The sequence below is a fragment of the Pseudomonas sp. DG56-2 genome, assembly GCF_004803755.1.
GTDB classification, from domain to species: Bacteria; Pseudomonadota; Gammaproteobacteria; order Pseudomonadales; family Pseudomonadaceae; genus Aquipseudomonas; species Aquipseudomonas auratipiscis.
Genome location: NZ_CP032311.1, coordinates 1,274,870 through 1,288,441 on the forward strand (window position 1 = coordinate 1,274,870; position 13,572 = coordinate 1,288,441).

16 protein-coding genes are annotated in these 13,572 nt (G+C 56.6%); 6 read left to right on the forward strand and 10 right to left on the reverse strand.

Going from position 1 to position 13,572, the window contains the following annotated elements:
* Positions 1 to 248: 248 nt before the first annotated feature.
* Positions 249 to 2,357, forward strand: a complete 2,109-nt coding sequence (locus D3Z90_RS05965; RefSeq protein ID WP_136474871.1) for a molybdopterin oxidoreductase family protein — start codon at positions 249 to 251, stop codon at positions 2,355 to 2,357.
* A gap of 91 nt (positions 2,358 to 2,448) precedes the next feature.
* Complete coding sequence (gene grxD / locus D3Z90_RS05970) at positions 2,449 to 2,784, forward strand: Grx4 family monothiol glutaredoxin (protein WP_038999109.1); 336 nt, start codon at positions 2,449 to 2,451, stop codon at positions 2,782 to 2,784.
* Between the two features lie 66 nt (positions 2,785 to 2,850).
* Here grxD and bfr read toward each other — a convergent pair whose 3' ends face one another.
* Complete coding sequence (gene bfr / locus D3Z90_RS05975) at positions 2,851 to 3,321, reverse strand: bacterioferritin (RefSeq protein ID WP_116548853.1); 471 nt, start codon at positions 3,319 to 3,321, stop codon at positions 2,851 to 2,853.
* 198 nt (positions 3,322 to 3,519) lie between these two features.
* Positions 3,520 to 3,738 (reverse strand): bacterioferritin-associated ferredoxin, encoded by a 219-nt coding sequence (locus D3Z90_RS05980; RefSeq protein ID WP_136474872.1) that lies wholly within the window; start codon positions 3,736 to 3,738, stop codon positions 3,520 to 3,522.
* A 235-nt stretch (positions 3,739 to 3,973) separates the two neighbouring features.
* On the opposite strand from D3Z90_RS05980, the gene D3Z90_RS05985 reads away from it, so the two are divergent.
* Positions 3,974 to 4,576 carry a peroxiredoxin gene (locus D3Z90_RS05985; RefSeq protein ID WP_136474873.1) on the forward strand — a complete coding sequence of 201 codons (603 nt, stop codon included), beginning with the start codon at positions 3,974 to 3,976 and terminating at the stop codon, positions 4,574 to 4,576.
* Between the two features lie 62 nt (positions 4,577 to 4,638).
* On the opposite strand, the gene rnt is transcribed toward D3Z90_RS05985, so the two are convergent.
* Positions 4,639 to 5,307: a ribonuclease T gene (rnt, locus tag D3Z90_RS05990; RefSeq protein WP_136474874.1), complete on the reverse strand. Its 669-nt coding sequence runs from the start codon at positions 5,305 to 5,307 to the stop codon at positions 4,639 to 4,641.
* Complete coding sequence (gene pyrC / locus D3Z90_RS05995) at positions 5,304 to 6,350, reverse strand: dihydroorotase (protein ID WP_136474875.1); 1,047 nt, start codon at positions 6,348 to 6,350, stop codon at positions 5,304 to 5,306. The genes rnt and pyrC overlap by 4 nt, the downstream gene beginning before the upstream one ends.
* 130 nt (positions 6,351 to 6,480) lie before the next feature.
* Between pyrC and D3Z90_RS06000 the strand changes: the two genes are divergently transcribed.
* On the forward strand, positions 6,481 to 7,422 hold the full coding sequence (locus D3Z90_RS06000; RefSeq protein WP_136474876.1) for an OmpA family protein: 942 nt from the start codon (positions 6,481 to 6,483) through the stop codon (positions 7,420 to 7,422).
* Positions 7,423 to 7,551: 129 nt separating this feature from the next.
* Positions 7,552 to 8,769, forward strand: coding sequence for an argininosuccinate synthase (locus D3Z90_RS06005; RefSeq protein WP_136474877.1), 1,218 nt, complete (start codon positions 7,552 to 7,554; stop codon positions 8,767 to 8,769).
* Positions 8,770 to 8,813: 44 nt separating this feature from the next.
* On the opposite strand, the gene D3Z90_RS27290 is transcribed toward D3Z90_RS06005, so the two are convergent.
* Entirely contained in the window at positions 8,814 to 9,374 is a 561-nt protein-coding gene (locus D3Z90_RS27290) for a hypothetical protein (protein ID WP_371922254.1), read from the reverse strand.
* Positions 9,375 to 9,798: 424 nt separating this feature from the next.
* Between D3Z90_RS27290 and D3Z90_RS06015 the strand changes: the two genes are divergently transcribed.
* Positions 9,799 to 10,425, forward strand: coding sequence for a response regulator transcription factor (locus D3Z90_RS06015; protein WP_136474878.1), 627 nt, complete (start codon positions 9,799 to 9,801; stop codon positions 10,423 to 10,425).
* A 95-nt stretch (positions 10,426 to 10,520) separates the two neighbouring features.
* Here D3Z90_RS06015 and D3Z90_RS06020 read toward each other — a convergent pair whose 3' ends face one another.
* The 5 genes from D3Z90_RS06020 to D3Z90_RS06040 all read right to left on the reverse strand — a co-directional run bounded on the left by D3Z90_RS06020 (position 10,521) and on the right by D3Z90_RS06040 (position 13,562).
* A complete protein-coding gene (locus D3Z90_RS06020; protein WP_136474879.1) occupies positions 10,521 to 10,700 on the reverse strand; it encodes a PA3496 family putative envelope integrity protein in 180 nt (59 codons plus the stop codon).
* 104 nt (positions 10,701 to 10,804) lie between these two features.
* Positions 10,805 to 11,443: an endonuclease III gene (gene nth / locus D3Z90_RS06025; protein WP_136474880.1), complete on the reverse strand. Its 639-nt coding sequence runs from the start codon at positions 11,441 to 11,443 to the stop codon at positions 10,805 to 10,807.
* Positions 11,444 to 11,447: 4 nt separating this feature from the next.
* Positions 11,448 to 11,969: an Rnf-Nqr domain containing protein gene (locus D3Z90_RS06030; RefSeq protein ID WP_136474881.1), complete on the reverse strand. Its 522-nt coding sequence runs from the start codon at positions 11,967 to 11,969 to the stop codon at positions 11,448 to 11,450.
* Positions 11,962 to 12,549: an RnfABCDGE type electron transport complex subunit G gene (locus tag D3Z90_RS06035; protein ID WP_136478884.1), complete on the reverse strand. Its 588-nt coding sequence runs from the start codon at positions 12,547 to 12,549 to the stop codon at positions 11,962 to 11,964. The genes D3Z90_RS06030 and D3Z90_RS06035 overlap by 8 nt, the downstream gene beginning before the upstream one ends.
* A 26-nt stretch (positions 12,550 to 12,575) precedes the next feature.
* Positions 12,576 to 13,562: an RnfABCDGE type electron transport complex subunit D gene (locus D3Z90_RS06040; RefSeq protein ID WP_136474882.1), complete on the reverse strand. Its 987-nt coding sequence runs from the start codon at positions 13,560 to 13,562 to the stop codon at positions 12,576 to 12,578.
* Positions 13,563 to 13,572 lie beyond the last annotated feature (10 nt).

Genomic DNA, 13,572 nt, shown 5'->3' on the forward strand with positions numbered 1-13,572 from the left:
CGCCATACCAAGAGGGGGTTTCGTCACCGATGTCTTAGGTAGTGTCGTAACCCATTGGATAGAAGCTTTTTTTATACGTTACACAGGGTTTTACACTGCCTGCCAGCGCCTTGGCAAACTCGCTTGCTGGCTGCGGGGCGAATCGCTGCGCCTGATGGGCGAAGATTCACGCGACAAACCTCACTGGTGCGCAGGCAAGGCCGGGCTCATAGTCATCTTCATCCCAGACCCCCGAGCAAGAGGTGGCCATGAACAAGACCTTGCATCACCGTGCCTGTCATCTGTGTGAAGCCATCTGCGGCTTGACCGTGGAAGTCACCCATGAGCCCGATGCCGCCCCGCGCATCACTTCGATCAAGGGTGATCATCAGGACCGCTTCAGCCGCGGCCACATCTGCCCCAAGGCGGTGGCCCTGCAGGACATCCAGAACGATCCGGACCGACTGCGTGCGCCCCATAAGCGAGTGGGTGACAGTTGGCAGGCAATCAGTTGGGAAGAGGCCTTCGAGCTGGCCGCAAGCAGGCTTTGGGCGGTCCAACAGGCACATGGTCAGAATGCGGTGGCGGTCTATCAAGGCAACCCGAGCGTGCACAACTATGGCTTGATGACTCATAGCAATTACTTCCTCGGCCAGCTCAAGACCCGCAATCGCTTTTCCGCCACCTCAGTGGACCAGTTGCCACAACACCTCACCAGCTATCTGATGTATGGCCACGGCTTGCTGCTGCCCATTCCTGACATCGACAACACAGAGTTCATGCTAATCCTGGGTGGCAACCCGCTGGCATCCAATGGCAGCATCATGACCGTACCGGACGTCGAGAAGCGCCTCAAGGCTATTCAGGCCCGTGGCGGCAAGCTGGTGGTGGTCGATCCGCGGCGCAGCGAAACGGCCGCCATTGCCGATCAGCATCTGTTCATCCGTCCGGGCGGTGATGCCGCGTTGCTCAGCGGCCTGCTCAACACATTGTTTGCTGAAGGGCTGACCCGCGCCTCGGCATTGCCGGTGGATGGCCTGGAAACGGTAGAGGCGGCGTTGGCGCCCTTCAATGCTGAGGCCATGAGCCCCTTGTGCGGTGTCGATGCCCAGGTGATTCGGCAGTTGGCGCGCGACTTTGCTGCCGCGGATAAAGCGGTCTGTTATGGGCGCATGGGGGTATCTACCCAGTCCTTCGGAACCTTGTGCCATTGGCTGGTGCAATTGATCAACCTGGTCAGCGGCAACCTCGACCGGGTCGGAGGTGCACTGTGTACCGAACCTGCGGTGGATCTGGTGGCGACGACTTCGGGTGGGCATTTCAACGTCTGGCAAAGCCGCGTCTCGGGATTGCCCGAGTACGCCGGGGAGCTGCCGGTGGCGGCGTTGGCTGAAGAGATGCTGGTCGAAGGCGAAGGGCAGGTCAGGGCGCTGGTGACAGTGGCTGGCAATCCGGTGCTGTCTACGCCCAATGGCCGACAGCTGGAGCGGGCATTGGATGGCCTCGAGTTCATGCTCAGTATCGACCTGTACATCAACGAGACCACGCGCTACGCCGATTTGATCCTGCCCTCGACTTCAGCGTTGGAGAACGATCATTACGATGCCACCTTCAACTTGCTGGCGGTTCGCAACGTCAGTCGTTTCAATCGGGCCGTCCTGCCTAAACCGGAGGGCGCCTTGCATGACTGGGAGATCTTCGTCGGCCTGGCCAAGGCCTTCTCTGCTATCAGTGATAAGCCGCTGAAGCCGACCGTGTCTCCGGCGCAAATGATCGATATTGGTTTGCGCCAGGGTCGCTATGGCGATGCATCCGCGTTCAAGTTGTCGCTGCAGGGCCTGGAGCAGCATCCGCACGGAGTCGACCTGGGGCCGTTACAACCCAACCTTGGCTTGCGCTTGAAGACTGCTAACCAACGGCTGCAGGCGGCACCCGAGGTAATTCTGCAGGATTTGCAGCGCTTAGCCCGGCAACAGCCGTTGGCTCCAGGTCAACTGCTGTTGATTGGTCGTCGCCATGTACGCAGTAACAACTCCTGGATGCACAACTTCCATCGCTTGGTAAAAGGCAAGCCGCGCCATCAGTTGCTGATGCACCCGGATGATCTCGCCAGCCGCCAGTTACAGGATGGCCAGCGGGTGCGCATCAGCTCGCGGGTCGGGGAAGTGGAAGTCGAGGTGCAGGCCAGCTGTGACATGATGCCGGGGGTGGCCAGTCTGCCCCATGGCTTTGGTCATGCTCGTCCGGGGGTGCGAATGGACGTTGCCCAGGGCCAGCCTGGCGCCAGCGCCAACGACCTGACTGATGAGCATCAATACGATGCGGTGTCGGGCAATGCGGCGCTCAATGGTGTGCCTGTGCAGGTGGTTGCCGCCTGATGTCGGTGAGCCGAGCGTCGCGCTCGGCTTTCCGATACAATGCGACACCGTGCCGACAACCAGGTCGGAAAGTTCAGCCGCGAGGTGCTTCATGGATATCATTGAAACAATCAAAGAGCAGATTGCTAACAACACCATCCTGCTTTACATGAAAGGCTCGCCGAATGCCCCGCAGTGCGGCTTTTCGGCCAAGGCCGCACAAGCCGTGATGGGTTGCGGTGAGAAGTTCGCTTACGTGGATATCCTGCAGAATCCGGAAATTCGCGCCAACCTGCCAAAATACGCCAACTGGCCGACCTTCCCACAATTGTGGGTTGGCGGTGAGCTGGTTGGCGGCTCCGACATCATGGCTGAAATGTTTGCCAACGGCGAACTGCAGACCCTGATCAAGGATGCTGCAGCCAAGGCTGAGGCTGCCAAGGCCTGAGTCAGGTCTTCGCGCAACAAAAAGCCCCGCAATGCGGGGCTTTTTGTTGGGCCTGAAACAAAGAGGTTATTCGCCCATCTGCGACTGCAGGTAGTTTTCCAGACCGACTTTGTCGATCAGGCTCAGTTGGGTTTCCAGCCAGTCGATGTGCTCTTCTTCAGATTCGAGGATGTCTTCGAGCATCTCACGGCTACCGAAGTCACCGACCGTTTCACAATGAGCGATAGCTGCCTTGAGGTCGATCAGGCCTTTTTGCTCGATCTTCAGGTCGCACTCAAGCATTTCCTTGGTGTGCTCGCCGATCAACAGCTTGCCCAGGTCCTGAACGTTGGGGATGCCTTCCAAAAACAAAATACGCTTGATCAGTTTGTCAGCGTGTTTCATTTCGTCGATGGATTCCTTGTACTCGTGCTTGCCGAGCTTTTCCAGACCCCAGTCTTCGTACATACGCGCATGCAGGAAATATTGGTTGATTGCGACCAGCTCGTTTCCGAGGATCTTGTTGAGATGCTGGATGACGCTAACGTCGCCTTTCATGATGGGGTCCCGCCCTATAAGTGTGCCTATAAGCAAGAGTTTGAGCCCGGTAACTACGACTGTCAAACCTAAGTTATTGAATAATAAATAAAAATTAATCGGAATAAGAATGTTTGTGTTCCGCGTTTTAAGCCTAACTTATTGAATTACAGGCATAAAAAAACCGGACACTAGGTCCGGTTCTTGGAATAGGGTGTTTTACGCTGCAGTAAATTCTACAGGGTAGGGCAGTGCAGCCTGGCTCAATTGCAAATCAGTCAGGGTTTCACGCACAACCTGCTTGGCCAGGCACGCACATTTGCCGCACTGGCTGGCCACGTTAGTGGCATTTCGGACTTCCTTGTAGCTGCAGCATCCTTCATAGATCGCATCGCGGATCTGTCCGTCGGTTACACCAACACAAAGACACACATACATAGGGCAGACCATCACTGGTAAAGGCTCAATGCGAAGAAGCTTAATGTTAATGAGAATGCTTGTCAAAGCACAATTCGCCGATCCGTGAGCAAGAGCGACCAATGGCACGGTGGGAGGAGATCGCTGCTTGAAATTCGGCGCGTAGCGCAAGGCGGTGTATCATGGCCGGCCTTTGCACTGTCAGCTGGCTAATGCCGGCTTGCACAGCGTGTTTCAAACCATCAGGAGATATCTAATGAGCGTACTCGTTGGCAAAACTGCCCCGGACTTCACCGTTCCAGCCGTTCTGGGCAATGGCGAAATCGTCGACAGCTTCAACCTGGCCTCGGCCATCAAGGGCAAGTACGGCCTGGTGTTCTTCTACCCTCTGGACTTCACCTTCGTCTGCCCGTCCGAGCTGATCGCTCTGGATCATCGCATGGCTGATTTCCGTGACCGCAATGTTGAAGTGATCGCCGTTTCGATCGACTCGCACTTCACACACAACGCCTGGCGTAACACCCCGATCAATGCCGGCGGCATTGGTCAGGTGCAATACATCATGGCTGCTGACATGAAGCACGACATCGCCAAGGCCTATGACGTTGAATCCGAAGGCGGCGTAGCCTTCCGTGGCGCGTTCCTGATCGACGACAAAGGCGTAGTTCGTTCGCAGATCATCAACGACCTGCCACTGGGTCGTAACATGGACGAGCTGCTGCGTCTGGTCGATGCTCTGCAATTCCACGAAGAGCACGGCGAAGTTTGCCCGGCAAACTGGAAAAAAGGCGACAAAGGCATGACCGCATCGCCAGAAGGCGTTGCTGCTTACCTGAGCGAAAACGCCGGCAAGCTGTAAAAGCGAGCCACAAAAAAACCGGCCTATATGGCCGGTTTTTTTATGGCCTGCAGACGCGGGCATCAGTCGTTGAAGTCGTGCCAGCCGCCCATTTCTTTCCAGCGGTTGACGATACCGCAGAACAGTTCGGCGGTTTTTTCGGTGTCGTAACGAGCTGAGTGGGCTTCACGACCGTCAAAGTCGATGTCGGCACTCTGGCAGGCGCGGGCCAGCACTGTCTGACCATAGGCAAGGCCAGCGAGGGTTGCAGTGTCGAAGCTGGAGAACGGATGAAACGGGTTGCGTTTCATGTCGTTGCGCGCAACGGCTGCGTTGAGGAAACCAAGGTCGAAGCTGCTGTTGTGGCCAACCAGGATTGCCCGTTTGCAGCCATTGGCCTTCAGTGCCTTGCGTACGCCGCGGAAGATATCGGTCAGGGCCGACTCCTCGCCCACAGCCATGCGCAGTGGGTGATCTAGCTTGATACCGGTGAACTCCAGCGCCGCCTGTTCAATGTTGGCGCCTTCGAAAGGCTCGACACGGAAGAAATAGGTGTGTTCCGGGAACAGGAAGCCTTTTTCATCCATGCCGATGGTCACCGCTGCGATTTCCAGCAGGGCATCGGTGGCGCAATTGAAGCCACCGGTTTCCACGTCCACTACTACAGGCAGGTAGCCGCGAAAGCGTTCTGCCATTGGGTGGCGAGGGCCACCGATTGGACCGTCCTGGTCGTCGTACAGATCTTCACTCACGCAGTTTCCTCCAGCAGGCGCCAGCGCAGTTGCTCACCGGCGCGCAGCGGGATAACAGTCTGCTCGCCGAACGGCAAGCTGCTTGGGGCGGTCCAGCTTTCGCGGACCAGAGTAATGGTGTCGGTATTGCGCGCCAGGCCATAGAAGTCAGGGCCGTGTTTGCTGGCAAAACCTTCGAGTTTGTCCAGCGCATTGCGTTGTTCGAACGCTTCGGCGTACATCTCGATCGCCGCATAGGCGGTGTAGCAGCCGGCACAGCCGCAGGCAGCTTCCTTGGCGTGACGGGCGTGGGGTGCCGAATCGGTGCCGAGGAAGAATTTGCTGCTGCCGCTGGTAGCTGCGTCCAGCAAGGCCACCTGATGGGTGTTGCGCTTGAGGATCGGCAGGCAGTAGAAGTGCGGCCGAATCCCGCCAACCAGCATGTGGTTGCGGTTATACAGTAGGTGCTGGGCGGTGATCGTCGCGCCGACGTTGGCCGGGGCCTCGTTGACGAACTGCACAGCTTCACGGGTAGTAATGTGTTCGAACACCACTTTCAGGGTCGGGAAGCGCTCGACGACGCGACGCAGATGCTCGTCGATGAACAGCTTCTCGCGGTCGAACACATCGATCTCGCTACGCGTTACTTCACCGTGTACCAGCAGCGGCATGCCGACTTCGGCCATGGCTTCGAGTACGGGGAAGATGTTGTCGATGCTGGTGACACCAGAATCGGAGTTGGTCGTGGCGCCAGCCGGGTAGAGCTTGGCCGCATGCACGAAACCGGTGGCCTTGGCTGCGCGGACTTCCTCGGGTTGGGTGCGATCGGTCAGGTACAGCACCATCAGCGGTTCAAAGCTGCTACCGGCCGGGCGAGCGGCCAGAATGCGCTCACGATAGGCGCCGGCTTCGGCAGCATCGCGCACTGGCGGGACCAGGTTGGGCATGATGATTGCGCGAGCAAAGGTGCGCGCAACATCGCCAACGGTGTGGGGCAGCACAGCACCATCGCGAAGATGGATGTGCCAGTCATCGGGACGCAGGAGGGTCAGGCGGTCGGACATTGGGGATTCCAGGCGGGTCGTACTCAGGGTGAATGCTACCGGAAAAGCGGGGGGTGAGCACTCGCTATCAAGTTTTGCCGCGCTTGACCGATAGCCTGCGGGTAGACCGTGAAAATCTGTGGAGCCGCCCGTGCGCCAGCGTTATCTAGCCCTGCTCAGTGTGTTTGCCTGCTTGCCTGCGACGGCACTCACTTTCCAGACTCGTCTGGAGAATATTGAGTGGAAGGTCGAAGGTGATCAGTTCGAATGCCGTCTGGTACAACCGGTTGCCGATTTCGGCAGCGGTGAGTTCGTGCGCCGTGCCGGTGAGCAAGCCACTTTTCAATTGCGCTCAAGCAGCAATGTATTGGGTAGCGGCTCAGCTGCGTTGCTCGCTGCTGCGGCGCCGTGGCAGCCGGGGCGCGGCGATATCAACCTGGGATCGGTACGCATGGCGCGCAGCGGCGTGCTGTTTACCAGTACCCAGGGCCAGGCCAGCCGTCTGATCAACGGTCTGCTCGACGGACGCAGCACCGTGGTTCGCAACCATGCAGGCGAAGCCGGACGGGCGATGGAGGTCCGCTTGTTGCCGGTGAAATTCAGCAAGGCGTACGGTGACTACCAGCTTTGTACAGCCAAGCTGTTACCGATGAACTATGACCAGGTTCGTCAGGCACGGGTAGGTTTTCCCGGGGGCGGTATTGAACTGGATGCCAGTGCCAAAGCACGCCTGGACATTATCCTGGCGTTCCTCAAGGCCGACCCTACGGTCAACCGGATCGAAATCGATGGGCACTCCGATAACAGTGGCAACCGTCTGACCAACCGCGACCTGTCCCGGCGCCGCGCCCTGGCAGTGATGGAATATTTCAAGGCGCATGGCATCGCTGAAGACCAGATCAGGGTACGCTTTCATGGTGAGCGCTATCCGCTGGCGGCCAACAATTCAGCTGCCAACCGTGCGCGCAATCGCCGGGTGAACATTCAGCTCGATCGCGTGACAGCGGTTGAGACCGCTGCCGAAAAAGCCGCTGAGCCTCGCGTCAACCCGGCAGCACAAATTGACCCTGGCAAACCTTCAGCCAAGTCTTGAGCTGCGACCGTCCGTCGCGCTCTCGACAGTTCCTGTCGCTTTGTCGTCACAAGCTGTCGCCCCACTGTAAATTATTCTGCAAGGTCGGTAGAATCGACGGTTTTCCGTACAACCCCGTGGAGTGATGGCATGGCGGACGTAAAAAAGGTCGTACTGGCGTATTCCGGCGGCCTTGATACTTCGGTGATTCTCAAGTGGCTGCAGGATACCTACAACTGTGAAGTGGTGACTTTCACTGCCGACCTGGGGCAGGGCGAGGAGGTCGAACCGGCCCGCGCCAAGGCTCAGGCGATGGGCGTGAAAGAAATCTACATCGATGACCTGCGCGAAGAGTTTGTGCGTGACTTCGTATACCCGATGTTTCGTGCCAACACCGTTTACGAAGGAGAGTACCTGCTGGGTACCTCCATCGCTCGTCCGCTGATCGCCAAGCGCCTGATCGAAATCGCCAACGAAACCGGCGCCGATGCCATCTCCCATGGTGCTACCGGCAAAGGTAATGACCAGGTACGTTTCGAACTGGGCGCCTATGCACTCAAGCCAGGCGTTAAAGTCATCGCTCCTTGGCGTGAGTGGGACCTGCTGTCCCGCGAGAAGCTCATGGATTATGCCGAGAAGCACGGCATTCCAATCGAGCGTCACGGCAAGAAGAAATCGCCTTATTCGATGGACGCCAACCTGCTGCACATCTCCTACGAGGGTGGCGTGCTGGAGGATACCTGGACCGAACACGAAGAAGACATGTGGAAGTGGACCAAGTCGCCGGAAGCCGCGCCTGACGTTCCTACCTATATCGAACTGACCTACCGCAACGGTGACATCGTCGCCCTCGATGGCGTTGAAATGACGCCAGCCACTGTGCTTGCTACGCTAAACCGCATTGGTGGCGAAAACGGTATCGGTCGTCTGGACATCGTCGAGAACCGCTATGTCGGCATGAAGTCCCGTGGCTGCTACGAAACCCCAGGCGGCACCATCATGCTGCGCGCGCACCGGGCAATCGAGTCGATTACCCTGGACCGTGAAGTCGCTCACTTGAAAGACGAACTGATGGTCAAGTATGCCAGCCTGATCTACACCGGCTACTGGTGGAGCCCGGAGCGTCTGATGCTGCAACAGATGATCGACGCTTCCCAGGTAAACGTGAATGGTGTTGTTCGCCTGAAGCTGTACAAGGGCAACGTGATTGTCACTGGCCGTCAGTCTGACGACTCCCTGTTCGATGCCAATATCGCAACCTTCGAAGAAGACGGTGGCGCTTACAATCAGGCAGATGCGGCAGGCTTCATCAAGCTCAACGCGTTGCGCATGCGTATTGCTGCAAACAAAGGCCGTTCGTTAATCTGAATGGCTATTTGAAAGAAAACCCCGGGCATGCCCGGGGTTTTTTTTTATCTGTCGAATGATTGAGTTGTAAGGGTTGTGCGAGTTCCTGTTTCCATGTTGTAGAGCGTCCATGTGCTGCCTTGAAATTGCACCTGTTTAAGTGCGTGGGTCGCAAAGTGTTCGAACAGTTGATTGGCCCGCGCTCCACTCAAGGTAATGGTTACCCGTGCCTGTACACATTGCGGTGATTTTTCGCTCCGTCGAACAAATTGTGTATCGGCATCTTCCTGGGCCTCATTAGATATCTCATCCATTTGCACTTGCATCGACGGCACGATCGGGTCGCCTATCGATGCATCTATGGCCAAAGCAGAATCTGTTGAGAGATGGGGTGGGAGGGAAGGCCCGGCATCGGTATTGGAAGGCAAGTAGAGGGATTTGTAGTTGAAGTTCAGCGTTAGAAAGAAAAGAACAGTAAGAAAAAATGGGAAGCCCACTAGAAACCAGGTGTAGGTCGTTTGGCTTTCTTCACTCAGAAAAGGTAATGAGGCAAGTGCCGATGCTTCGATAATTCCGGCGAATATTGCAATGATGGTCAATGGGCTTCTAGGCTCGGCATTGCTCATAGTGCTTTCCTCGTCCTTGGCATTTCCAGTCGAGTTGTATGTTTTCGGGAAGTTAAGCGGCCTGGCACTCGGTCGGGTTTCTGGGTGGGTACTTATTGCCCGGCTTTTCTTTTACTTGAAGTGTGCGGAACATATCGATCCAATTTAAAGGAAATTTCCTGCACGTCTAAAGGGTTTGAGACCGAAGATATTTACTTGTCCAAGTGCTATTTTGAGCTGTGACGTTTGCTTTTGTATCTCCAAGAGGCACTGCTGGAAAAGCATCGAGTGCCTAGGTTTAAGTATTTTGTAGGACTAATCCTCATTAGGCGTAGGTTTTATCTTTGTGTGCATTTGCTCGCGGGTGTCGCAATACAATATGTCTTGTGACTAGGCTATTGTGCGAGCTCAAAAAAAATCGAATAGCGAACAATTGGATCTGCCCATGAATAAAGTGCTGATCGTGGATGATCATCCGGTCATTCGCCTGGCGGTACGTATGCTGATGGAACGGCATGGTTATGAAGTCATCGCGGAGACGGATAATGGCGTGGACGCATTACAGCTGGCACGGGAACATGATCCGGATATTGTCATTCTTGATATCGGTATTCCCAAGCTTGACGGACTTGAAGTCATTGCCCGACTTACCATCACCTGCCCGGGAGCCAAAGTTCTGGTACTGACCTCACAGGCGCCAGGACATTTTTCGATGCGCTGCATGCAGGCAGGTGCTGCTGGTTACGTCTGCAAGCAGCAGGACCTGACTGAGCTGCTCAGTGCAATCAAGGCGGTGCTCTCTGGCTATAGCTACTTTCCGAACCAGGCCTTGCATTCGGTGCGCACCAACCTGGGAGGGGCGAGTGAGGCAGACATGGTCGAGCGCCTGTCTGGGCGAGAAATGATGGTGCTGCAGCAACTGGCGCGAGGTAAGACGAACAAGGAAATTGCAGATGGCATGTTCTTGAGCAACAAGACAGTCAGCACCTACAAGACTCGCCTGCTGCTGAAACTAAACGCACGATCACTGGTTGATCTGATCGAGTTGGCACAGCGCAACGGCTTGCTTTGACGGTATCAAGCGTGACAAAGCCTCCATGAAGGAGGCTTTGTCGCAGCATCTACTGTTGAACTGCCTGGAGTTAATGGCAATTTAATATCGGATCGTTAGAGGTCAAAATCATAATCAGCCAACTGTTTCTGCAGGCGACGTTCTTCCAGCAGGTTATCAATGGTACGGCGCTTGCTGAGGTTGATTTTCGCTACTTCGACAGTCGGTTCCACATCGTCTGACTCAACAGAAGAGACTTCTTCATCTACATCCAGGTCTTCTTTAACGGTGCTCATATGTCACTCCAAGCCTAAAGGCCATTTGCGCACCTTATAGCGAGATTTCATGAGCGGGTAAAAAAGATTTTTTCAATCGAGTGAGCACCATTCTCACTATCGCCTCAATCGTCGGAGGTTTTCTGCTTGTATTCACACAGATCTTCTATTCGGCAACTGCCACAGCGGGGCTTGCGCGCCAGGCATACGTAGCGTCCGTGCAGAATCAACCAGTGATGAGCATCGAGCAGGTAAGCTTTAGGCACAAATTTCATCAGCGCCTTCTCAACCTCAAGCACGGTCTTGCCTGGCGCAATGCCGGTGCGGTTACTGACGCGGAAGATGTGCGTGTCCACCGCCATCGCCAGTTGCCTGAATGCGGTGTTGAGCACTACGTTGGCGGTCTTGCGACCGACCCCGGGTAACGCTTCAAGTGCCTCGCGGGTTTGCGGCACCTGGCTGCCGTGTTGTTCCACCAGCAAGCGACAGGTCTCGATTACATTGCGAGCCTTACTGTTGTACAGGCCGATGGTCTTGATGTACTGCGAAAGCCCATCGACACCCAGGGCATAAATAGCCTCCGGGGTGTTGGCCACTGGATAGAGCTTGGCCGTCGCCTTGTTCACACTGACATCGGTAGCCTGGGCTGAAAGAATCACTGCAATCAGCAACTCGAAGGGTGAGGAATAGGCCAGCTCTGTCTTGGGTTCCGGGTTGTCTTCATGCAGCCTGCGAAATATTTCCAGGCGTTTGGCAGCATTCATGGGGTCAACGCTTTCCTTGACGACGTAAGGGGGCTCGCGACAGGCAAGCCCTGTTGTACAGGGCCAGTAACAAGCCCAACAGAAAAAGTGCACCGGGTAGCAGCGTCGCCAGACGTAATCCAGCCCATCCAGCCAACTCCCGAGTAGCTCCCAGGGCTGTACAGAGGAGGATGAATCCACCGAGCAACCTGGCCGTTTGCCGCCAGTGCTGTCTGTCGGTGCGCGCGTGCTCGAATACCAGGCATTGTACGGCGATCAACATTGGATAGGGGGTCAATGCCTGGTGTAAAGGCAAGGCCCAGGCACGCAGGCTCAGGTCCAGGCAGGTAACGAGTGTGGCTGCCAACAACACGCTCGCCAGCAATCTGCTGCGGTCTTTTAGCGCGCGTCGCAACGCACCCATGGCTACTTGATGCAAGGCGATCAGCAATACACTCAGGCCTGCGATCGCGCAGGCGTTGAGCAGCGTCTGCGTGGCGCCCAGCAACGGTGCCAGGCTCACCGCGGTCAACCAATGTTTACTCATCGCGCCCTTCCTCCAGCAACTGCGGACGATGTTCGTCGAAGTAGCGTAGGGCGTCATGAATTGCGTGAATCACTGCACGTGAGGTCACCGTAGCACCTGCCAACTGATCGAATTGCCCATGGTCGCGTTTGAGTGCCCATGCGGCGTCGGCAGTGCTATGGCGATTGGCACCGTTGAAGCCTTGTAGCCATTGGTTGCCCGGTTCGACCAACTTACCGCCAAGACCAGGGGTTTCCTGCTGGCGAATTACCTTGCTGGCAATAAGACGTCCCTGAGGATCGATAGCGATCAACAACTCGAGTTTGCCGGCGTAACCTTGGACCTGGCTGTGCAGTACCACGGCGCTGAGCTTTGCGCCAAGCGTGGCACGATAGCCTGCCAATAGCTGGCTGTGCTCCAGGGAGGGGCTACTCAATACCAGTGGGAGCTGCAAAGGCTGGTTGTCGTAGGTTTCCTCTGGCAGAACACTGAGCCAGGTTTGCGCTTTGAGTTTCTGTTCGGCTTTGCTTACATCGGATGCGCTGAAGTGTTGCCAGAGCATGCTGCTGCCAAGGCTTGCTGCAGCAACCAGCGCCAGCATCGCGGCTGTACGAATCGAAGAACTGTTCACGGGGTCACCGCATTGCGCCGATCGGCCCAGCGCTCAAGTGCCGGTACACACAGGTTCATCAATAGCACCGCGAACGCCGTGCCGTCTGGGTAACTACCCCAGGTGCGAATCAAATAGATCAGAATCCCCATGCCAATACCAAACAGCAGGCGGGCTTGCGGGGACCTGGGTCCGGAAACCGGTTCGGTGGCGATAAAAAACGCCGCGAGCATGGTCGAGCCGCTGAACAGGTGGAGCAGCGGAGATCCATTGGAGTCCGAGCCTGTTCCGTTCCAGCAAAGCAGACTGACAATAAATAGACTTGCCAGCAAGCCCACTGGGGCCTGCCAGCTGAAGACCTTGCGTTGCAGCAACAGCAAGCCCCCAAGCAAAAAGGCAAGGTTGACCCATTCGCTGCCTCTGCCGCCTAGTTGGCCGAATCCTGCGTGGCTGTTGAACAGTTCGTCCATGGTCAGGCTGCGATTGTTGCGCAAGCCATCAAGTATCGTGGCTTGGCTCCAGGCATCGGCTTGTGCGTTGCCGCTCAGGCCGAATACATGCTGCAGGCTTGTCGCTGCGTCGAGCAACTGCGCGCCCGGCCATTGGGTCATGTGTTGAGGAAAGGTCAGTAGCACCACTGCATAGCCGAGCATGGCGGGGTTGAAGGGGTTCTTGCCGACGCCGCCGTACAGATGTTTGCCCAGGGCAATGGCACTGGCACTAGCGACGACCGGCACCCACCAGGGGGCGTATGCGGGCAAGGCGACTGCAAGCAGGGTCGCGCTGACCAATGCGCTACCGTCGTTGAGCGCGATCAGCACCGGTCGCTGTTGCAGCTTCAGCAGCAATGCTTCGCTGGCGAGTGCACTGGCTGTACACAGGATCAAATTGAACAGCGTGCCCCAGCCATGCTGCCAAAGCAGCGTCAGCACCCCGGGCAGGCATGCCAGCAGCACCAGCATCATGGTGCTGCGCAGGCGCTCGCTGATATCAGTGACTGGCATGGGAGGTAAC

Coding starts and splice junctions, on each gene's coding strand:
- D3Z90_RS05965 (WP_136474871.1), top strand. CDS start 249: ATGAACAAGACCTTGCATCACCGTGCCTGTCATCTGTGTGAAGCCATC.
- grxD (WP_038999109.1), top strand. CDS start 2,449: ATGGATATCATTGAAACAATCAAAGAGCAGATTGCTAACAACACCATC.
- bfr (WP_116548853.1), bottom strand. CDS start 3,321: ATGAAAGGCGACGTTAGCGTCATCCAGCATCTCAACAAGATCCTCGGA.
- D3Z90_RS05980 (WP_136474872.1), bottom strand. CDS start 3,738: ATGTATGTGTGTCTTTGTGTTGGTGTAACCGACGGACAGATCCGCGAT.
- D3Z90_RS05985 (WP_136474873.1), top strand. CDS start 3,974: ATGAGCGTACTCGTTGGCAAAACTGCCCCGGACTTCACCGTTCCAGCC.
- pyrC (WP_136474875.1), bottom strand. CDS start 6,350: ATGTCCGACCGCCTGACCCTCCTGCGTCCCGATGACTGGCACATCCAT.
- D3Z90_RS06005 (WP_136474877.1), top strand. CDS start 7,552: ATGGCGGACGTAAAAAAGGTCGTACTGGCGTATTCCGGCGGCCTTGAT.
- D3Z90_RS27290 (WP_371922254.1), bottom strand. CDS start 9,374: ATGAGCAATGCCGAGCCTAGAAGCCCATTGACCATCATTGCAATATTC.
- D3Z90_RS06015 (WP_136474878.1), top strand. CDS start 9,799: ATGAATAAAGTGCTGATCGTGGATGATCATCCGGTCATTCGCCTGGCG.
- D3Z90_RS06020 (WP_136474879.1), bottom strand. CDS start 10,700: ATGAGCACCGTTAAAGAAGACCTGGATGTAGATGAAGAAGTCTCTTCT.
- nth (WP_136474880.1), bottom strand. CDS start 11,443: ATGAATGCTGCCAAACGCCTGGAAATATTTCGCAGGCTGCATGAAGAC.
- D3Z90_RS06030 (WP_136474881.1), bottom strand. CDS start 11,969: ATGAGTAAACATTGGTTGACCGCGGTGAGCCTGGCACCGTTGCTGGGC.
- D3Z90_RS06035 (WP_136478884.1), bottom strand. CDS start 12,549: ATGCTGGCGCTGGTTGCTGCAGCAAGCCTTGGCAGCAGCATGCTCTGG.
- D3Z90_RS06040 (WP_136474882.1), bottom strand. CDS start 13,562: ATGCCAGTCACTGATATCAGCGAGCGCCTGCGCAGCACCATGATGCTG.